Source organism: Paenibacillus sacheonensis, assembly GCF_009909195.1.
Taxonomy (GTDB): Bacteria; Bacillota; Bacilli; order Paenibacillales; family Paenibacillaceae; genus Paenibacillus_Z; species Paenibacillus_Z sacheonensis.
Genome location: NZ_JAAAMU010000027.1, coordinates 21,956 through 43,262 on the forward strand (window position 1 = coordinate 21,956; position 21,307 = coordinate 43,262).

16 protein-coding genes are annotated in these 21,307 nt (G+C 57.6%); 1 reads left to right on the forward strand and 15 read right to left on the reverse strand.

Features of this window, described 5'->3' with window-relative positions; translation table 11 throughout:
- Positions 1-141: 141 nt before the first annotated feature.
- From GT003_RS29515 to ftsE, 5 genes are all read right to left on the reverse strand, one after another.
- Positions 142-1,431 carry a PDZ domain-containing protein gene (locus GT003_RS29515; protein ID WP_338045959.1) on the reverse strand — a complete coding sequence of 430 codons (1,290 nt, stop codon included), beginning with the start codon at positions 1,429-1,431 and terminating at the stop codon, positions 142-144.
- 145 nt (positions 1,432-1,576) lie between these two features.
- Complete coding sequence (locus GT003_RS29520) at positions 1,577-3,046, reverse strand: S41 family peptidase (protein ID WP_161704796.1); 1,470 nt, start codon at positions 3,044-3,046, stop codon at positions 1,577-1,579.
- A gap of 140 nt (positions 3,047-3,186) precedes the next feature.
- Complete coding sequence (locus tag GT003_RS29525) at positions 3,187-4,362, reverse strand: peptidoglycan DD-metalloendopeptidase family protein (protein WP_161704798.1); 1,176 nt, start codon at positions 4,360-4,362, stop codon at positions 3,187-3,189.
- Between the two features lie 12 nt (positions 4,363-4,374).
- Positions 4,375-5,292: a permease-like cell division protein FtsX gene (ftsX, locus tag GT003_RS29530; RefSeq protein ID WP_161704800.1), complete on the reverse strand. Its 918-nt coding sequence runs from the start codon at positions 5,290-5,292 to the stop codon at positions 4,375-4,377.
- Positions 5,282-5,968: a cell division ATP-binding protein FtsE gene (gene ftsE / locus GT003_RS29535; RefSeq protein ID WP_161704802.1), complete on the reverse strand. Its 687-nt coding sequence runs from the start codon at positions 5,966-5,968 to the stop codon at positions 5,282-5,284. Before ftsE ends, ftsX begins: the two co-directional genes overlap by 11 nt.
- Positions 5,969-6,202: 234 nt before the next feature.
- Here ftsE and GT003_RS29540 point away from each other — a divergent pair, with 234 nt between their 5' ends.
- On the forward strand, positions 6,203-7,690 hold the full coding sequence (locus GT003_RS29540; protein ID WP_161704804.1) for a VanW family protein: 1,488 nt from the start codon (positions 6,203-6,205) through the stop codon (positions 7,688-7,690).
- Positions 7,691-7,842: 152 nt separating this feature from the next.
- Here GT003_RS29540 and argH read toward each other — a convergent pair whose 3' ends face one another.
- The 10 genes from argH to secA all read right to left on the reverse strand — a co-directional run bounded on the left by argH (position 7,843) and on the right by secA (position 21,191).
- Positions 7,843-9,258, reverse strand: a complete 1,416-nt coding sequence (gene argH / locus GT003_RS29545) for an argininosuccinate lyase (RefSeq protein WP_161704806.1) — start codon at positions 9,256-9,258, stop codon at positions 7,843-7,845.
- A gap of 151 nt (positions 9,259-9,409) precedes the next feature.
- Entirely contained in the window at positions 9,410-10,645 is a 1,236-nt protein-coding gene (locus GT003_RS29550; protein ID WP_161704808.1) for an argininosuccinate synthase, read from the reverse strand.
- A gap of 368 nt (positions 10,646-11,013) precedes the next feature.
- On the reverse strand, positions 11,014-11,973 hold the full coding sequence (gene argF / locus GT003_RS29555; protein WP_161704810.1) for an ornithine carbamoyltransferase: 960 nt from the start codon (positions 11,971-11,973) through the stop codon (positions 11,014-11,016).
- 16 nt (positions 11,974-11,989) lie between these two features.
- Entirely contained in the window at positions 11,990-13,204 is a 1,215-nt protein-coding gene (gene argD, locus GT003_RS29560) for an acetylornithine transaminase (protein WP_161704812.1), read from the reverse strand.
- 33 nt (positions 13,205-13,237) lie between these two features.
- A complete protein-coding gene (gene argB / locus GT003_RS29565) occupies positions 13,238-14,017 on the reverse strand; it encodes an acetylglutamate kinase (RefSeq protein WP_161704814.1) in 780 nt (259 codons plus the stop codon).
- 26 nt (positions 14,018-14,043) lie between these two features.
- Positions 14,044-15,285, reverse strand: coding sequence for a bifunctional ornithine acetyltransferase/N-acetylglutamate synthase (argJ, locus tag GT003_RS29570; RefSeq protein WP_161704816.1), 1,242 nt, complete (start codon positions 15,283-15,285; stop codon positions 14,044-14,046).
- 40 nt (positions 15,286-15,325) lie between these two features.
- Positions 15,326-16,375: an N-acetyl-gamma-glutamyl-phosphate reductase gene (gene argC / locus GT003_RS29575; RefSeq protein ID WP_161704818.1), complete on the reverse strand. Its 1,050-nt coding sequence runs from the start codon at positions 16,373-16,375 to the stop codon at positions 15,326-15,328.
- Between the two features lie 133 nt (positions 16,376-16,508).
- Positions 16,509-17,405: a YitT family protein gene (locus tag GT003_RS29580; protein ID WP_161704820.1), complete on the reverse strand. Its 897-nt coding sequence runs from the start codon at positions 17,403-17,405 to the stop codon at positions 16,509-16,511.
- A 107-nt stretch (positions 17,406-17,512) separates the two neighbouring features.
- Positions 17,513-18,626, reverse strand: a protein-coding gene (gene prfB, locus GT003_RS29585) for a peptide chain release factor 2 (RefSeq protein ID WP_161704822.1) whose coding sequence is annotated in 2 segments (ribosomal slippage) — positions 17,513-18,553 and positions 18,555-18,626 — 1,113 coding nt in all. Because the reading frame shifts where the segments join, the coding sequence is not laid out codon by codon here.
- 57 nt (positions 18,627-18,683) lie between these two features.
- Positions 18,684-21,191: a preprotein translocase subunit SecA gene (gene secA, locus GT003_RS29590; RefSeq protein WP_161704824.1), complete on the reverse strand. Its 2,508-nt coding sequence runs from the start codon at positions 21,189-21,191 to the stop codon at positions 18,684-18,686.
- Between the last annotated feature and the right edge of the window lie 116 nt (positions 21,192-21,307).

Below are 21,307 nucleotides of genomic sequence, written 5' to 3' on the forward strand. Positions count from 1 at the left end.
CCCATTCTTGTATATTATACCGTGTTCCCTTTGGCGATGCAATGAGCGGTTATGGATTCCCACCCATGGGAATTGGCGCCATGCGAGACGAAAAAACCCACCTACTGTCCGAAAGGACAGCTGGCGGGCTTACAATTCAGCTTATAAAGAGGACGATGTTGATGCCTGACGGTTGCGGCTCTTCGCCGTTCGCTTGCGGAGCAGATCGAACAGCGAAGCCGGCGATGCGGCGGCATAATAACCCGCCTGGTCGTCCGGCGAGAGAACGACGCCGAGCTGATGATGTTCGCCCGCGAATCGCGCGCGCTGCACGAATTTCACATGTCCTTCCAGATTGATGGCCTCTAATTTGCAGAAGGCCGAATTGATATGCAGCGCGGCGTGAAGCTCTTCTTTGGTCCTCACGCGCGTTCCGTTGACCTTCCGGATAATCTCGCCTGCCTGCAGCCCCATGGCTTCCGCCGGGGTACCCGGTATGATGGCCAAGATCCGCAAACCGCGGTCGTCATGGACATACAGCGGCGAATTCGCGTCTTCCTTATAATAGCTGACCGCGACAAGCGCCTCATGGAGCAGCAGCGCACAGAGCGCGGCAGCAAGCATGAACGGCGACCAGAGAGAGGCCGCAACGGCAGCGGCGCCAACGATTACGCCGTAAACCAGCAGCGCTTTCGAGGCGCTGCGGGCTTTGGCCTCCGGCAGCATCGTCCGCGTCAGCTCCGTAAAGCCGATCATCATCGGAAAACCGATCATCGTTACGCCATGGCTCCACGCGGAACCATCGCCCAGCAGCAGCGACCAAGATAAGTCCACGCCCCCGCTTCCGGCAGCAGCCGGCACTAGAAGGAGCATCGGCACCGGCCAATAGCCCTGCAGCATATAACCGCCCACGAGCTTGCCGCGTTTGCCCTCCAGGAAGAGCGGACTTGCGAACTGCGCGCCCTGCCAGCGCACCAGCAGCCCTTCGGCAATATGCATCAATGCAACCAGCACGAGCAGCCCCGGTATATCCAGCGCAGCGATGGAGCGGGCCGCCTCTCCCAGCCAATCGCCTCTTCCGTCGAGCGCCGCCCAGCCAAGCCCCCACTGAAGCAGGCCAAGCATTCCCGCGCTGTAAGCAAAACAGAGATAGCGTACGCGAACGAGCAGCAGCACGACCGCCGTTCCCCACAGCCAGAGCACCGCATCGCCGTCCACGGTCACGCCGAGAAACAAACCCGCCAGCGTAAGCAGCACGCCGACGCCCAGTCCCGCGCCCATCGTTCGGGCCAATTGGTTCGGCCACGCGTGCAAGCGCACATGGAACAGCTTGCGTTCAAGCCGGGTCTGGCGAAAATATTGCAGCATGATAAGCAGTACGCCGATATAATAAAACGGAGACAACAGCAGCCCAAGGGCCGCCGATCCCGCTAGTTGAAGCACATCCAACACCGCATCCAATCGCTTCGCTCCCCTCCTTGCGTTCAAGACCCTATCTCACCAATACGAGCCGCAAATAAAAAAGAAGGCCGTATCCCTAAACAAGCGAATGCCAACCTTCTACTTATTCGACATCTAGGGCGCAATCCCTGCTGGATTAATTTGCATTCCCCAGCTTGGCTTGCAGAACGCCGACGGCTTTCTGCAGCTGCGTATCGCTCTTCTCGTCGCGGATCTTCGCAATCAGCTGCTGCTCGATCTTCTCGGCCGTCGCGACGTCCGTATTGCCGGTCGCAGGCAATCCCGCCTTCGACTGGAACGAACGAACGCTGTCTGCCGTCGCCGGGCTGTAATAACCGTCTTTGCGGTCAACGCTGTAACCCAGGCCTGCCAGCATGATCTGAAGGCTCTTCGTATTCTCGTCGATCGTGTTCGGCATGAGGGTCTTGGTCTTGGACATACGCGCCGCGGTATAGTAATCCGGCGGATTCACCGCGACATCCGGCTTCAGACCTTTCTCGTGCACCCAGTTGCCAAGCGGCGTCAGCCACTTCGCGATCGTCATCTTGATCAAACTGCCGTCGGCCAGCTGTTTGTCGTAGCTGACTTGAACCGTGCCTTTGCCGAACGACGTTTCGCCGACCAATACGGCATTCGCTTCTTCCTTGAGCGCACCCGCCAACACCTCGGAGGCGCTTGCGCTGCCTTTGTTCATAAGGACGGCCACGGGATACTTCTTGCCCGTTCCCTTCGAAACCGTCTTCTCCCGATGCCCGTTCTTATCCTCCACCTGCACGATGGGTTTGCCCTTGGGCACGAACGGCTGGGCGACGGATACGACGACGGGCAGCACGCCGCCGGGGTTGCCGCGCACGTCAATGATAAGCCCCTTCATATGCTGCTTCTCCAGCTTGTCCAGTTCCTCAGCGAAACGGTCGCCCGTATTCAGGGAGAATTGGCGGATTTCGATCACGCCGATCCCGTCGCCGCGGAGATGAGCATAGACGGTCTCGTAATCGATATCGTCGCGGACGATCGTCAGCTGCAGCGGCTGGGACAGACCCGAGCGCTGAATCGAGAGCTTGACCTTCGAGCCCTTCGGTCCGCGAATCTTCGCCACGGCGTCGTTCAGGGACAGCCCCGCAAGCTTCTCGCCGTTCACCGAGAGCAGAACGTCGTTCGGGAGTACGCCGGCCCGCTCCGCCGGCGAGCCTTTGATCGCCGATTCCACGGTGATTTTACCTTCCTTGATCTGAACGCCTGCCCCGATACCCGTGAACGAGCCCTCGATCGTTTCGGAGAACTGCTTCGCTACGCTCTTCTCCATATAGACCGAATACGGGTCGCCGAGCGCCGTCATCATGCCGTTCACCGCGCCGTCCATGACCTTCGCGCGGTCCACGCCGCGGAAATATTTCGTCTCGATTAATCCGAGCACGGTATTTAATTTACGAAGCTCCTTCTCGTTTAACCCATATGGTTCGGACGAGTCTGATGACGCCGCTCTTGCCGCCGTCCCTTCGCTTCCAATGACGATGAAACGATCCGCGACCGTCAGCGTGACCAGTACGGAAGCCACCATCGTAAGCAGAATAAACGCCGCCACTGTTCGTCCTTTAAATTGCACGTTAACACCCCTTTATAAGCCCCGGCACGGCCGCGGCGGTATTCCCAACTTTCCTAGTATATGACAAGCCGCACCCAATTATTAAGCTCTCGGGTGCGGCGATGTCATCGGCATGGAGCTTGTGAGCTCGAGCCCGTTATTTATTTCAAGTATGGCGCCGGATTGACGGCCTTCTCGTTCAATCTCACTTCGAAATGAAGATGATTCCCCGTCGACATGCCCGTGCTGCCGACTTCCGCGATCTTCTGTCCGCGCTTGACCGCTTGTCCCTTCTCGACCTTGATGCCGCCGTCGCGAATATGGCCATAAATGGTCCATAAGCCGCCGCCGTGGTCGATGATGACGCAGTTGCCGTAGTCGCTCCACCACTGGGCGACGATGACGACGCCGGACTCCGCCGCGTAGATCGGCGTTCCCTTGGGAACCGCCATATCCATGCCGGTATGCAGCTTCTTGGCGCCGGTGATCGGATGGATCCGGTAGCCGAACGGCGAGCTGAGATGCCAGCTGGCGCGGAGCGGCATGCCGAGCTTGCCGCCCGGATTATAGTACACTTTAATCGTCTTCTTCTTGGCTTCCAAATCGGACACTTGCTTCGCCAATTTCATGAGCAGCTCTTCCTGATCGCTGCTGATTTCATCGAGTTCGTCCGCCTGGTCCTTATACTTCAGCACCATGACTTCCTTCTGCTTTTCCTTGTCCTTCAGAAGATCGTGATACCCGGCCAGCTTGCCGTACATGGTCTTCACTTCGGCCAGCGAGTTCTCGACTTCCTGCTTCTTCTCTTCGACCAGCACTTTGTCTTTCTTGCGGCTTGCCAGAATCTCGCGATCCTGACCGAGAATGGACGACAGCGAATCCATGCGGTCAATGAAATCGCTGAAGCTCGTCGCGCTCAGCAGCACGTCCAGATACGATACGAGACCATTCGTGTACATGAGACGGACGCGCGACTGCAGCAGCTTGTCCTGCTTCACGATTCTGTTCTCCGCGGCTTCGAGATCCGCGCCAGCCTGCTTGACCTGCGTTTCCTTATCGTCGATCTGCGACTGCACTTTGTTCAGCTGGCCGCCGACTTCGTTGATTTGCGAGACGATCTCCGTAACGGATTTCGCCGTCTTGTCCTTCATCGACAAGATGTATGCTTTGTCTTTATCCGCTTGATTGCGGTTATGCGTAGCCGCGCTCATCTCCTGACGGACCTTCGCGAGCTCTTTATTGATCTTGTCCAGCTGCGATGAGGCCTCGCCTTGCGTCGGTTGAAAGATGTATACGGCCAAAACGATGATCGCGACAGCCAATAAGCCTTTCTTCACGTCCACAGTCACCTACACTTTCAAATATTTCCGAACGGATAACGTACTTCCCCAAATGCCGATCAACGTGCCAAGCGCCAGCGTCACGGCCGAAACGGTCAAGCCCGCGTCCCTCAGCGTCACCAGCTTGATCATCATCAGGCCCAGCTCGAACTGGGAAGCCTGAACCAGCTCCGAATACCCGAACAGCAGCAGGACGGTCGTGATCACCGAGCCCATAACGCCGATCAAGGCGCCTTCGATGAAGAATGGCCAGCGAATAAAGTTGTTGGTCGCCCCCACAAGCTTCATGATGCCGATCTCGCGGCGGCGTGCCAGTATCGTCATTTTAATCGTATTGGAAATGAGGAACATGGCGGTCACCGCGAGCCCGATGACGACGACAAGGCCGATGTTACGGACGGCGTTCGTCACTCTGAACAGCGTCTCGACCGTTCCCTTCCCGTATTTGACGCTCGAAATCGGCTTGCTCGCATCCGCGCTGCCGATCGCGTCGATCTTCTTCGCCGCATAGGCGATATTCTGCGGGTCGAACACGTCGACCGTGAACGAATCCGGCAGCGGATTGTTCGTGTCGTCGTAACCCTCGAGCAGCTCCGAGCCGTCCGCGCCGATGCTGGTGCGCAAATCCTTGAGTCCCTGTTCTTTGGAAACGAAAACGACTTTCTTCACTTCCGGAATATTGCCGATGGCGTTCTTAAGCTCGTTCACCTTGGCCTCCGGCGTGCCTAGCTGCAAGTAAACCCGAATTTGAACCTGGCTCTCGATCTGATCGGCCAAGTTATTGACGTTCAGCGCGAGCAGCAGGAATACGCCAAGGATGAACAGCGAAATGACGATAGAGCTCACGGAGGCGAAGGTCATCCATCCGTTGCGTACCACGTTCTTGATGCCTTCCCGCAGGTGGCGCAGCACGGTGCTAATTTTCATACCCGTACTCTCCTCTCGCTTCGTCTCGCACGATCGTGCCGTTCTCGATGGCGATGACGCGTTTGCGGAGCGTATTGACGATTTCCTTGTTATGCGTTGCCATGACGATGGTCGTGCCGCGGAAATTAATCTCTTCCAAGAGGTTCATGATGCCCCAAGAGGTCTCGGGATCGAGGTTGCCCGTCGGCTCATCCGCCACGATGACGGACGGGTTATTGACGATGGCGCGCGCGATGGCGACGCGCTGCTGTTCGCCGCCGGACAACTGCTGCGGCAGGCTGGCGTGCTTCCCGCGAAGCCCGACAAGCTCGAGCACTTCCATGGTTCTCTTCTTGATGATGCGCTTGGGTGCTTCGATAACTTCCATCGCGAAGGCGATATTTTCATATACGGTCAGCTTCGGCAGGAGCCGATAATCTTGAAAAATAACGCCGATGTTGCGGCGAACGTATGGGATCTTGCGCGGTTTGAGCTTGCCTATATTAAAACCGTTGACGGAAATCTGCCCTTTGGTCGGAATTTCCTCCCGGTATATTAATTTCATGAAGGTCGATTTGCCGGCCCCGGAAGGCCCGACCAGGTAAACGAATTCATTGCGCTCTATAAGAACGGAAACGCCGCGAAGCGCATGGGTGCCGTCTGCGTACGTTTTCCAAATGTCTTGAAGCTCGATCACTTTATCACATCCTGTAGGTAGTCAGCTTCTAGATATTCGACATAAGCGCGGGAAATCCTCTACGAAAGTCCTGATTTCTCCAATTTTCATAATTCTCATGAAGGTATTTCCAGCAAAAACGGGGATGAAAATGAAGATTTTTCGACAAACGTTCAAATTAGGAAAGCTTTTGGCAAAACGCCGGCCGGACGTGCATATACATGTAAGAATCATCGCCCAAGGAGTTGACGAGCCTTGAAAACGAAGGGAATCCATATCGTATGGACATTGACCGTGCTGTGCCTGCTGCTGTTTTCCTCCGGCTGGGGCGGCGTGTGGATCTATGCCTCGCAGCAATCCGTGCCGAGAGCGCTTGAATTGCGGATCGATGCCGCTCGTGCGGATAAGACCAAGACCATTCTGCCGGAAGGCGGGACGGCCATCGACCTCGGCGGTCTCGACATCCCGGAAGCGAAGCAAAAACTGGCCGATCGTAAAACCGCGCTGGAACAGCTTCGCCTGACCGCGGCCGGCGGTCCCTCCAATAACCTGCGAAACTCATGGGCCCTGGCGGATCTGGGCTTCACCGTCAATATAAAGCCGGCGATCGCGGCACTCGAAACGCTGGAGAACGGCAGCCTCATGGCCCGTGCCGATGCACGCTGGCATTTTCCCGATCGATTGTCGCTCTCCATTAGCTGGGACCGGACCGTATTCCTCAAGAAGATGCGCAATGCATGGGGCTACCTCGAGGCCGGAGAGCCCGTGGATGCCAAGCGGACGATCCGCGATGACGACAGCATCGTCTATACGCCGCACAAAGACGCCTTCCGACTGGATCCCGACACCATGTTCTCGCGAGCCGCGCAGGCACTGGGACAAGTGCTCGGGCAGGATTGGAGCGGCAGCCTGAAGCCGATTGCCATCCCTATAGAGTTGAAGGTCGTGCATCCCGCCATTACGCTCGATCGCCTGAAGGCCGAAGGCGTTACCCGCATGATTTCGTCGTTCACGACGAATTTCCGCACAAGCGGCTCCGGGCGCGCCTATAACGTCGAAATGACGGCCCGCTCCCTGAACGATTGGGAGCTCGCTCCCGGCGAAGTGTTCGATTACAGCAAGGTCGTCGCGGCCACGAACGAGCATTACGGTTACCGCGCGGCTCCCGTCATCTTGAACGGCGCGTTCGTCGATGGCGTCGGCGGCGGCATCTGCCAGGTGTCCAGCACGCTGTACAACGCGGTGCTTCGGGCGGGGCTCGAGCTAGTGGAGCGGCGGAACCATTCGCTGCCCGTCGCTTATCTGCCGATGGGTCAGGACGCGACCTTCGCGGAAGGCGCGATCAATTTCCGCTTCAAAAACACGACGGGCAAAACGCTGATCGTCCGCACCGTCGTGAACAACCGCCAGCTGACCGTCAAGCTGTTCGGGACGATGCCGAAGAACGTCAGCTATAAAATCACGTCCAAGACGCTTAGCACGATCGCGCCAACGATCAAAGAAGTCGCGCGGGCTTCACTCGAACCCGGATCGCGGCTGCTGCTCACGCCAGGCAAGTCGGGCTACGTCGTCGAGACGTTCCGCTCCAAGCTCGTGGACGGAAAGGTCGTTGCCAGCAGCCGGATATCGCGGGATACGTACAAAGCGCAGCCAGCCGTCTATGCCGTTGCGCCTGAGCAATCCTCTCCCGGAAGCAAAGAGGACGATGAGAAACCGCTGCTGGAGGATGGGGTGGCGGAATAGATGGCGGGGCATGTGCGGGGTAAGCGGCGAGTAAGTGCGTAATGGTTGGAGCAAGGAAAGCCTCCTGATGATAAAAGCCCCTTCCCGATGCCGACCGCGTAAGGTCGGCCCGAGAAGGGGCTTTCTGTCATGTAACCACGCTTAAGCAGCGATTAGTTGCTGCGCTCCGCGTATTCCGCGACCCAAGCCGCCGTACCGGCCAGCTCATTATCCGCACGGACGATAGCGTCCGCGACTTGCTTCGTTGCCGTGCCGCCGTATACGTCGCGGGCGTTCACGACATTTTCCGGCTGCAGCACGGCGTAGATCCGATCGTCGAACAGCGAGGAGAACTGCTTGAACTCGTCCAGCGTCAGATCGAGCAAATATTTGCCCTGCTGGATGCAGTAGAGCACCGTCTTGCCGATGACTTCATGCGCTTGGCGGAAAGGCAGGCCTTTGCCGACGAGGAAATCGGCGATGTCCGTCGCATTGGAGAAGTCCTGGTTGACGGCCTGGCGCATGCGATCCTTGTTGACCTTCATGGTCGCGATCATCGGCGCGAACAGCTGAAGCGCGCCTTGCAGCGTGCGGACCGTATCGAACATGCCTTCCTTGTCTTCCTGCATGTCTTTGTTGTACGCGAGCGGCAGCGACTTCAACACGGTCAGCAAGCCGACGAGATTGCCGTAGACGCGACCGGTCTTGCCGCGGACAAGCTCGGGCACATCCGGGTTCTTCTTCTGCGGCATAATGCTGCTGCCCGTGCAGAACGCGTCATCCAGCTCCACGAAATGAAACTCCGTGCTCGACCAAAGGATAAGCTCTTCGCTCAGGCGCGACAGATGCATCATGATGATCGACGCATGCGACAGGAATTCCAGGATGAAGTCGCGATCGCTTACCGCATCCAGGCTGTTCTCGTAGACACGGTCGAATTTGAGCTGGCTCGCCACGAAATGGCGGTCGATCGGAAACGTCGTGCCCGCCAGCGCGCCCGCGCCGAGCGGCAGCATGTTCACGCGCTTGTAGCTGTCCTGCAGACGCTCGATGTCGCGGCCGAACATGCTGACGTAGGCCATCATATGATGCGCGAACAGAATCGGCTGCGCGCGCTGCAGATGCGTATAGCCCGGGAGGATCGTATCGATGTTCGCTTTGGCCTGCTGCACGAGCGCTTCCTGCAGCTTCCGCAGCAGCTCGACGAACTCGACGACGCGCTTGCGCAGATACAGGTGCATATCCGTGGCCACTTGGTCGTTGCGGCTGCGTCCCGTATGCAGCTTGCCGCCGACCGGGCCGACGTCGTCGATCAGCGTTTTCTCGATGTTCATATGAATGTCTTCGTCGGCGATGGCAAACTCCAGGTCGCCCCGCTTGATGCGCTGCAGCACGCGGTGCAGACCGTCCTTGATCGTCTCCACGTCCGCCGCCGGCAGGATGCCCTGTTTGCCCAGCATCGTGACATGCGCCAAGCTGCCTTGAATATCTTCTTCCGCCAACTCTTTATCGAACGTAATCGATGCCGTATATTCTTCTACCAACTGGTCGGTCTTCTTCGTAAACCGTCCGCCCCACAATTTGCTCACAACGGTGCACTCCTTTATCGTTTCATGCCTTATTGCCGAATGACCCGGCCCGGCGATTCACCCCGGACCGGGTCAGTTGGACGGGCGAGCTCAGGCCGACCTGGCCTGGTTCGCCGATATGGCGCGCCCGGGGGCCGCCTCGTAACGCTGCTTACTTCTTGTTCTGTTCCACGCCGGAAGAAACTTTCAAGCGCAGCGCGTTCAAGCGAATAAAGCCGGTTGCGTCGCCTTGGTCGTACGCTTTGGACGGATCGGCTTCCATGGTCGCGATATCCGGGTTGTACAGGCTGACAGGGCTCTTGACGCCTGCGCCGATGACGTTGCCTTTGTACAGCTTCAGGCGAACGACGCCCGTCACGTTCTTCTGGCTTTCCAATACAAGGGCTTGCAGCGCAAGGCGTTCAGGCGCGAACCAGAACCCGTTGTAGACGAGCGAAGCGTATTTCGAAATCAAGGAATCGCGCAGGTGCATGACATCGCGATCCATCGTAAGGGATTCCATTTTGCGGTGCGCCGTGAACAGTATCGTACCGCCCGGCGTCTCGTACACGCCGCGGCTCTTCATGCCGACGAAACGGTTCTCGACCATGTCGACGCGTCCGATGCCGTGCTTGCCGCCCAGCTCGTTCAGCTTCTCCATCACTTGCAGCGGGCTCAGCTGTTCGCCGTTCACTGCGATACAGTTGCCGGCTTCGAATGTCAGCTCGACGTATTCGGATTGATCCGGCGCATCCTCTGGCGCTACGGACAGAACGAACATGCCTTTGTTCTCGTCGCTGCTCGGATCGAACCACGGATCCTCCAGCATGCCGCTCTCGAAACTGATATGCAGCAGGTTGCGGTCCATCGAGTACGGCTTCGCCGCTGACGCTTGTACCGGGATGTTGTGCTTCTCGGCGTAGGCGATCATCTCGGCACGGCCCGGGAATTGCTCGCGGAATTCTTCGAGTCGCCAAGGCGCGATGACGGCGATGTCCGGCGCCAATGCGGCCGCCGTCAGCTCGAAGCGGACTTGGTCGTTGCCTTTGCCGGTCGCGCCATGCGCGATCGCCGTTGCGCCTTCGGCGCGGGCGATATCGACCATGCGTTTCGCGATCAGCGGACGCGCGATCGACGTGCCGAGCAGGTACTGGCCTTCATACAGCGCGCCCGATTGGAACATCGGGTAGATGAAGTCTTGCGCGAACTCGTCGCGCAGGTCGTCGATGTACACTTTGGATGCGCCCGTAGCCAGCGCTTTCGCTTCCAGGCCGTCGAGCTCGTCCTTCTGCCCGATATCGGCGGTGAAGGCGATGATCTCCGCGTCGTAGGTTTCTTTGAGCCATTTTAGAATGACCGACGTGTCGAGTCCGCCGGAGTATGCGAGTACGATTTTTTCCTTAGCCATAAGTACGCTCCTTAAAGGATGATAATTTCGGGAAGTTTGGAAGGGCATGCCCTGCGGTGGAGTGGGTCTACGCTCGCTGTTGTAGTCGGATTATTTTGATTACCTAAAATATTAATGGGAAATAATCCGACTACAAAGGCGATCACTTCGTTGCTTCGACTCCACTCCACCTCCGGGCACTTCTTGACAAATTCCCGGAGTGAGCTGGGGGGACAAGCCCGTGACTTGGGTTACAACTTGTTCCAATTCGGGGCCGAGGCAAATCTCAAAGCCATACAATCAAATCTCAAAACCATGCAATCAAATACTCAACAATCAAATACTCAACAATCAAAACACTCTCAAACCCTCAGATATGCTTAACGACCTTAGCCCATGATCGCAGCCATGATGGCCTTCTGCGCGTGCAGGCGATTCTCCGCTTGGTCGAAAATGATGGAATGCTTGCCGTCGATGATGCCTTCGCTGACTTCCTCGCCGCGGTGCGCGGGCAGGCAGTGCATGAAGATGAAGTCGCTCTTCGCGTGGCTGACCAGCTCTTCGTTGACCTGGAAGTTCGCGAACGCGAGCTCGCGTTCTTTCTGTTCCGCCTCGAAGCCCATGCTCGCCCATACGTCCGTGTAGATGACGTCCGCGTCGGCCACCGCTTCGCGCGGATCGCGGCAGACATGGATGCGCGAGCCGGTCTCGGCCGCGTATTCCTTCGTCATTCGGACGACGTCCTCGTCCGGCTCGTAGCCTTCCGGCGTCGCCACCGACATATGCATGCCGAGCTTGGCAGCGCCGATGAGCAGCGAGTGCACCATGTTGTTGCCGTCGCCGATATAGGCGATTTTGAGACCTTCCAGGCGGCCTTTATGCTCCAGCACCGCTTGGTAATCGGCCAGCACTTGGCACGGATGCGCCAGGTCCGTAAGGCCGTTAATGACCGGAACCGTCGCTGCGCGCGCAAGCTCGATGACCGTGCGGTGCGCGAAGGTGCGGATCATCATGCCGTCGAGGTAGCGCGACAACGTCTGCGCGGTGTCGGACACCGTCTCGCCGCGGCCGATCTGAAGATCGTTGCGGCTGAGGAACAGCGCTTGGCCGCCCAGTTGGTACATGCCGACTTCGAAGGAGACGCGCGTACGTGTCGAGGATTTCTCGAAAATCATGCCGAGCGTCTTGCCCTTCAGCGGATGATGGGTCTCGCCCGCTTTCAGCTTGCGCTTCAGTTCGATCGCCAGATCGATTAAGTACCGGATTTCATCCGGCGTGTAATCGGACAGTTCTATAAAATCGCGGCCCTTGAGGCTGACCGCGAGCTCTTCTTTTAACAATTGGGACATGGTGAATCTCCTCTCGTTACAACTGCGCCGTAGCCGTTTGGTCTGCGAAAATCGAGGTCAGGATGCTTACCGCTTGATCGACTTCCTCACGCGATACGAGCAGGCTTGGGAGCAGACGAACGACGTTTGGTCCTGCCGTGATGACGAGCAAGCCGCGTTGCTGTCCTTCCGAAATGATCGGCGCGACCGGTCCTGCGCACTCAATGCCCACTAACAAGCCTTTGCCGCGAACTTCCTTCACGAACGGATTGCCGGCCAGCTTGGCGCGCAATTCATTCATCAGGTATTCGCCCGTTTCCGCTGCGCGGTCGGTCGCTTTTTCCTTCAACAGCGTTTCGATCGTCGCTTTCACGACAGCCGTTGCGATCGGCGTTCCGCCGAACGTGGAGCCGTGGCTGCCTGCCGAGAACGCCTCGGCCAGCTCGCCCTTCGCCAGCATCGCGCCGACGGGGAAGCCGCTTCCGAGACCTTTGGCCAGCGTGAAAATATCCGGCTCGATGCCGTAGTGCTGGAAGCCGAACATTTTACCGGTACGGCCCATGCCTGTTTGAATCTCGTCAACGATAAGCAAAACGCCGTGCTCTTTGCACATCTTCGCCAAATGCTGAAGGAAGGCCGGTTCTACCGGGATAATGCCGCCTTCGGCTTGGATCGTCTCGATCATGACCGCAGCCGTCTTGTCGGTAATCGCCGCTTCCAGCGCTTCGATGTCATGCAGCGGAATGTAGCGGAAGCCCTCCGGCAGCGGAAGGAAGCCTTCTTTCACTTTCTCTTGGCCGGTCGCCGTCAGCGTCGCCAGCGTCCGTCCGTGGAAGGATTGGGCGAACGTAAGAATCTCGTAGCGGCCGTTGCCTTTCACTTTCTGCTGATAACGGCGAGCGAGCTTGATCGCTGCTTCGTTGGCTTCCGCGCCCGTGCTGCAGAAGAAGACCGCGTCCGCGTGGCTGTTGTCCGTGAGCAGCTTCGCCGCCGCTTCCTGGTTCGGAATGTGGAACAGGTTGGAGACATGCCACAGCTCGTCGAGCTGCTTTACGAGTGCGTCCTTCACCTGCTTCGGCGCGTGGCCGAGGTTCGTGACCGCAATGCCGCACATAAAGTCCAGATACTTGTTGCCTTGGTCATCCCACAGCCAGCTGCCTTCGCCCTTCACCAGGGAGATCGGATATCTTGCGTACGTCGGGAACAGCGAGCTCCCCTCGTTGGCCGCCGCGCTTTTGTACAAATCGCTCATCTTACGTTCACCCTCTCATTAGGAATAAATGAATTATTGCCGTACGATTCGCGTGCCGATGCCGCCTTCGAGCACGGCTTTGCTAAGTACGCCCGGCATGTCGCCGTTCACGATCACGACTTCCTTCACGTCGCCTTGGATGCAGGCGATCGCCGCGCGCACCTTCGGAATCATGCCGCCGTAAATCTCGCCGCTCGCGATCATCGCTTCGATCTCCTCCAAGGTTACCGTAGGAAGCACCCGCTTCTCGCCGTTCATGATGCCCGGTACGTCGGTCACGACGATCATCCGCTCTACGCCGAGATGGGAAGCGACCGCTCCCGCCGCCGTATCCGCGTTGATATTATAGCGCTGCGCCGCTGCGTCGATGCCGATCGGAGCGATGACGGGGATGTAGCCCATCCCCATAACGCCCTCGATAATCGCTGCGTTCACGTCCGTCACGTCGCCGACGAAGCCGATCTCCGCGGCGTTCGCTACCGGCTGCGCCATGATCAGCTCGCCGTCCACGCCGGAGAGGCCGAGCGCCTTCGCCCCGCTCTGCTGGATGCGGCGAACGATTTCTTTGTTGATGCGTCCCGCGAGCACCATCTCTACCACGTCCAGGACTTCATTGCTCGTCTTGCGCAGGCCGCCTACGAACTCGCTCTCGATGCCGAGCTTGCCGAGCGTCTCGGAGATCGCCGGCCCGCCGCCGTGTACGATGACCGCTTTGACGCCGCGCGCCTGCAGGTCGCGCAAATCTTCGAAGAAAGAAGCCGGCAGCGCCGCCAGCGTGCTGCCTCCGCATTTCATGACAAACCGCGTTTCCATAGGATTGTTCCGTTCCCTTCTGCCGATTAAGTCCGATACGCCGCATTGATGCGGACGTAATCATAGGTAAGATCGCAGCCCCAAGCCGTCGCGGCGCCTTCGCCCATATGCAGATCGACGTGAATGACGACCGTATCGCCCTTCAGATACTCCAGCGCGGCGTCCTCGTCGAACGCCACGGGACGGGACTGCGCCAGCGTCACGATATCGCCGAGCGCGATGTCGACCGTCTCGGGATTGACCGGCACGCCGGCACGGCCGACCGCCGCGATGATTCGGCCCCAGTTGGCATCCGCACCGAATACGGCGGATTTCACGAGTGAAGAGCCGATGACCGTCTTCGCGATCGCTTGCGCCGACAAGTCGTTCTCCGCGCCGCGCACTTGCACCTCGACGAGCTTAGTGGCGCCTTCGCCGTCGCGCGCGATCGCTTTGGCCAACACTTCGCATACGTAGCGGAGCCCTTCGGCGAATGCAGCAAGATCCGCATGCGCTTCCGTCAACTCTTCGTTGCCCGCCAGCCCGCTCGCCATCGCGACCAGCATATCGTTCGTGCTTGTGTCGCCGTCCACCGTGATCATGTTGAATGTCAGGTCCGTCACTTGGCGAAGCAGCTTATGCAGCGTCTCGCTGCCGATCGCCGCATCCGTCGTCACGAAACCGAGCATCGTCGCCATGTTGGGGTGAATCATGCCGCTCCCTTTGGACGCGCCGGCAATATGAACCGTACGGCCGTCGACCGTAACGGAGACGCACACTTCCTTCTTCACGAGGTCGGTCGTCAGAATCGCCTGGCAGAAATCATCCGCCGCCTGGTAGGAATCGCCGAGCCGCGCTGGCAGCTCCGCGATACCGCCGCGTACGCGGTCCATCTTCAGCAGCTCCCCGATGACGCCCGTGGACGCTACGGCCACCTGCTCCGCCGGTATGCCGACCGCGGACGCGAACGCGCTGCGCATCTCGTAGGCATCGGCTTCGCCCTGCTTGCCGGTGCAAGCATTGGCGTTGCCGCTGTTGACAATGACCGCGCGCAGCTTGCCGCCCGCGCCGATGCTCTCGCGCGTGACGGCGATGGGCGCCGCCTGGAACGCGTTCGTCGTGTACACGCCGGCCGCCGCCGCGGGTACGTCGCAGACGATGGCGCCCAGGTCATGGCGCGTCGTTTTCTTCAGGCCGCAGTGCAGGCCAGCGGCTTTAAAGCCTTTGGGCGTCGTGACCGAGCCATTCGGTACGACGGTGTATGATGCGGATGTGTTCCCCTGTCCCATTGTTCAATCGCTTCTCCTTCTCGGCAGTGTAAGTACTATTTTACGGATAAACCGGTACGAAGCGGAGGCCCAGCGACTCGTCCCAGCCCATCATCAAATTGAGGTTCTGAATGGCCTGGCCCGCTGCGCCTTTCACGAGATTATCGATGACCGATACGATCGTGACGCGGTTCGTGCGCGGATCGACGGAGAAGCCGATGTCGCAGTAGTTCGATCCCGAGACTTCCTTGGTCGCCGGATACGTGCCTTCTTGGCGAACGCGCACGAACGGACGGCCTTCGTAATAATTGCGGTACAACGACACGAAATCTTCATTGGAAGCCTTGCCGTTGACCGACGCGTACATCGTGCTCATGATTCCGCGCGTCATCGGAACGAGATGCGTGGAGAAGGTCGTCACGACTTTCTTACCGGCGATGTCCGACAGCACTTGCTCGATTTCGGGAATATGCTGATGCTTGTTGAGCTTGTAAGCCTTGAAATTCTCGTTGATTTCCGCGTAGTGGTTGCCGAGGCTTACGCCGCGTCCCGCACCTGATACGCCGGATTTGGCATCGATAATGATCGATGCCGGATCGATGAGACCCGCTTTGACGGCAGGCACCAGTCCAAGCAGCGTCGCCGTCGGGAAGCAGCCCGGGTTCGAGACGAACTCCGCGCCGCGCACGGAATCGCCGTACACCTCGCACAGGCCGAAAACAGCTTGATCCAAGTATTCCTGCGCCGCAGCCTCTTTCTTATACCACGTCTCGTATTCCGAACGGTCCCTCAATCGGTGATCGCCGGAAATATCAATGACCTTCAAGCCCTCGGCAAGGAGCGAAGGAGTTATTTTGGACGCAACGCCCGCGGGCGTAGCGATAAACACGACATCAGCCTTCTTCTTGAGGAGCGCCGGGTCGACGTCATCCAACAAGTCGGTGCGAATTTCGTTCAAATGCGGATAGCCCTCCGCGATCGGCGCGCCCGCGCTCGATGAAGATACGACCGACGTCACTTCTACCTGCGGGTGACCCGCGAGAAGCCGGATCAGCTCTACGCCGCCGTAACCGGTCGATCCGATAATTGCCGCTCTAACGACTGTGTTCATAATCCGATCTCTCCCATCCTTATCCTTCCTAGTAATTCATTGTACACAAACGGAAGGATCGTGGAAATAGCTTTCGCTCTGTATTATTATACATACGAATTCATATAAATACAACGCTGAATTCGACTGTTTTTCATGGCAATTGGAAGCCTTCGCCGAGCACTTCCGCGGTGTCGCTGATGATCACGAACGCGCTCGGATCCGCAGCTCTTACAAGGCTTTTCAACCTGGATACCTCCCCCCTGCCGACGACGATCATCAGCACGGCCCGCGATTCCCCCGTATACCCTCCATGACCGTCCAGCTTCGTGAGGCCGCGGTCCAAATCATGCAATACCGTCTGCGTAATCGCCTCCGGATGATCCGATACGACGAACGCCACCTTCGAAATCGCCAGACCCGTTTGCACAAAATCGATCGTCTTGCTCGTAGCGAACAAGCCGACCAGCGCATACAGCGCGTTCTCCGGCGCAATCAGAATGCCTGCCGATGCAATGACGATGCCATCGAACGCCGCGACCGCGAGTCCCAGACGCACGCCTGTATAGCGATGCAGCAGCTGCGCCGCCAGGTCGAGCCCGCCGGTAGAGGCTTTGCCTCGAAAGACCAAGCCAAGCCCCACGCCGACGCCGATTCCGCCGTAAATGGAAGCCAGCATCGCATTATTCGTCGGCGGCGTCCAATTGGAGGTGACCAGGACGAGCAGCGGCAGCACGAAGGACCCGAGGGCGGTCTTGAGCGCAAATCGCTTGCCGAGCAGCCATAGCCCCACCAGAAACAAGGGTACATTAAGCGCCCACTGCGTATAGGCCGGTTGAATGCCCGTCTCATGGTTGACGAGGATCGAAATGCCCGAGACGCCGCCGGACGCGATGCCGAGCGGTACGAGAAACAGATTGAAGCTGACCGCGATGAGGAATGACCCCGCTAACAGCAACACGACGCTGAGCAGCGATTCCGCTCTCGGATTCATCGCGCGAGCCTTTCGCTTATTGGTTGTACCGCTGCGTTTAACCTTCTGATCGTCCATCTATCTCCGCTCCTTTATCGAACCGTCGCCCTCCTAAGACACACAAAAAAGAGTTCCAACACTTATCAGTGTCGGAACTCTTTGCCTAGCCTATGCACGCCTTCGGCTTAATTCTCCTCATGGCGGATTTTGCTACGCAGATAGCCGTCGATGAACATATCCAGGTCTCCGTCCATGACCGCGCCAACGTTGCCGGTTTCCACCGAAGTCCGGTGGTCCTTCACCATGCTGTACGGGTGGAACACATAGGAGCGGATCTGGCTGCCCCATGCGATATCGGACTGTTCGCCGCGGATTTCCGCGAGATGCTTCTGCTGTTCTTCGATCTTGCGCTCGTAGAGCTTGGAACGCAGCATCTGCATGGCGCGCTCCCGGTTCTGGATCTGCGAACGCTGCGTTTGGCACGAGACGACAATGCCTGACGGCACGTGCGTGATCCGAATCGCCGACTCCGTCTTATTGATATGCTGGCCGCCGGCGCCGCTCGCGCGGTACGTGTCGACCTTCAAATCTTCGCTCCGGATCTCGATTTCGATATCGTCGTCGATCTCCGGCATGATATCGCAGGATACGAAGGACGTATGTCGGCGGCCCGCGGCGTCGAACGGAGAAATCCGCACGAGACGGTGAACGCCTTTCTCCGCCTTCAAATACCCGTAAGCATTATGCCCTTTGACCGAAATCGTGACGCTCTTGATCCCCGCCTCGTCGCCGGCCAAATAGTCGAGCAGTTCTACCTTGAAGCCGTGCTTCTCGGCCCAGCGCGTATACATGCGATACAGCATCTGGCACCAGTCCTGCGACTCCGTACCGCCGGCGCCCGGATGCAGCTCGAGGATGGCGTTCAGCTTATCGTAGGGTTCGAAGAGCAGCAGCTGCAGCTCGAACTCCGCTACTTTAGCCACGAGACCTGCCACGCTTTTCTTGAGCTCGGCATCCATTTCCTCGTCGTCTTCCTCTTCCGCCAGCTCCAGCATCGTCTCCAGATCTTCCTGCTCGCTTTGCATCCGTTCGTATTCATCGACGACGGACTTAACGGCATTCATCTCCGCGATGGTGCTTTGGGCGCGCTCGTTGTCGTCCCAGAAGTCGGGGGCGCTCATTTTCTCTTCGAAGTTCAAAATCATCTCTTGCTTAATATCTAAGTCAAAGAGACCCCCTGAGTTCTTGGAGACGCTTCGCCATTTCACGCAGATCCTGTTTCACCGTGATATCTATCATGACTATCGCTTCACCTCAACATTCGGTTCATTGCCCTAACCTATGCAAAAACCGGGCTTATAGTCCGTGGCACTGCTTGTATTTCTTGCCGCTGCCGCATGGGCACGGATCGTTCCGCTTCACGCGCTCATCCTTGCGGACCGGGCGCTTCTGCGCATTCTCGCTGCTGCCGCCGGATTCCGTTTGGCCTTTAGCGACTTCTTGACGCTCGAGGTTGTTCTCGACATGCGCCTTCATAATATATTTCGTTACTTCTTCTTGAATATGCTCGATCATTTCCTTGAACATCTCGAAGCCTTCGAATTGGTACTCGCGAAGCGGATCCGTACCGCCGTATGCGCGCAAGTGGATACCTTGACGCAGTTGGTCCATGGCATCGATATGATCCATCCATTTGCTGTCTACCGCACGCAGCACGACGACCTTCTCGAATTCTCGCATCGTGTCCGTTCCGATTTCTTCTTCGCGCTGGTTGTACAGTGCATTGACTTTATCGAGCAGGAATTCGATGATTTCCTGCGGTTCTTTCCCCCACAGATCATCCTTCGTAATCATGCCGTCGTTCAAAATATTGCCTTCGGCGTAATCGACGATTTCCTGCAGCTCCCAGTTCTCCGGCACATCGTCGGAAGGACAATGCGCTTCGACGATCTTCGTGACCACCGGCTTGATCATCTCAAGAACGATCTCGCGAATATTCTCGGAGAAGAGCACTTCGCGGCGCTGCTTGTAAATGATTTCGCGCTGCTGGTTCATGACGTCATCATATTGAAGGACGATTTTACGCTGATCGAAGTTATTGCCCTCTACCCGTTTCTGAGCGGACTCGATCGCACGCGAGATAAGGCGGCTCTCGATCGGCTGGTCTTCCTCGAAGCCGAGGCGCTCCATCATGCCCATGATATTCTCGGAGCCGAAGCGGCGCATCAGATCATCCTCGAGGGACAGGTAGAACTGCGACGAACCCGGATCGCCTTGACGGCCCGCACGACCGCGGAGCTGATTGTCAATCCGACGGCTCTCGTGGCGTTCCGTACCGATAATATGCAGACCGCCCAAACCGCCGACGATGTCTTCCAGCAAAATATCCGTACCGCGGCCGGCCATGTTCGTCGCGATCGTAACCGAGTTCGATTGACCCGCGCGCGAGATGATCTCCGCTTCCTCGGCATGATACTTCGCATTAAGCACTTTGTGCTCGACGCCGCGCTTCTTCAGCAGTTCGGACAGCTTCTCGGAGTTCTCGATCGATACGGTACCGACCAGCACCGGCTGCCTATTCGCGTGGCGCTTGACGATCTCTTCGACGACGGCCTTGAACTTGCCGTTCTCCGTCTTGTACACGACATCCGCGATATCGTTACGGATGTTCTTCCGGTTCGTCGGCACTTGAATAACTTCCAAACCGTAGATCTTCTTAAACTCTTCTTCCTCCGTCTTCGCCGTACCGGTCATGCCGGCCAGCTTGCGGTACATCCGGAAGTAGTTCTGGAACGTAATCGTCGCGAGCGTCATGCTCTCGTTCTGAACCTTGATTTGCTCCTTGGCTTCGATCGCTTGGTGCAAACCATCGCTGTAGCGACGGCCCGCCATCAGACGGCCCGTGAATTCATCGACGATCACGACTTCTTCGTCTTGAACGACGTAGTCGACGTCGCGCTTCATAATAACATGTGCTTTCAATGCCTGTTGAATGTGGTGATTGATGAGGACGTTGGCATGATCGTACAAGTTCTCGATGCCGAACGCCTTCTCGGCTTTCTCTACGCCCGCTTCCGTCATCGTGACGGACCGCACCTTGATGTCTACCGTGTAATCTTCTTCTTCTTTCATACGCTGCACGAAACGGTCCGCGGCAAAATACATCTCGGTCGACTTTGCAGCCTGACCCGAAATGATAAGCGGCGTACGCGCCTCATCGACGAGGATGGAATCCACTTCGTCGATAATCGCATAATACAACGGACGCTGAACCATCTGTTCCTTGTACAGCACCATGTTGTCGCGCAAATAGTCAAAACCGAACTCATTGTTCGTTCCATATGTGATGTCGCATGCATACGCTGCCTGCTTCTCGTCGTGCGAGAGGCCGTGCAGGTTACAACCGACGGTCATGCCAAGAAATTGATATAGCTGTCCCATCTGCTCGCTATCGCGCATCGCGAGATAATCGTTGACGGTTACGACATGAACGCCTTTTCCGAGCAACGCATTCAAGTAAACCGACAGCGTCGCCACGAGCGTTTTACCTTCACCGGTCTTCATCTCGGCGATTTGCCCTTCATGCAGCACCATGCCGCCGATCAGCTGTACGTCATAGTGGCGCTTGTCCAGAACGCGCTTGGATGCTTCTCTTACAACGGCGAACGCCTCCGGGAGCAGAGCGTCGATATCCTCTCCTTGTTCCAGACGGCCTCTGAATTCCGCCGTTTTATCCCGAAGACCCTCGTCCGAAAGCTGAGCGATCTGCGGTTCTAGTCCATTAATTTCCTCTACTGTACGCATAAGACGCTTAATCTCTCGTTCGTTGGCGTCTCCGAATAATTTCTTTACAAGTCCGAGCATGGTCTTCCCCTTTCGATGTTACGCCTGTTTGCATAAATTGTAACAGTTTGCGGCTGTTCCCGCAATGTTGGCGGGCATAGGGATAAGATGGGTAAACCTGAAGCAGGCTGAAGCCT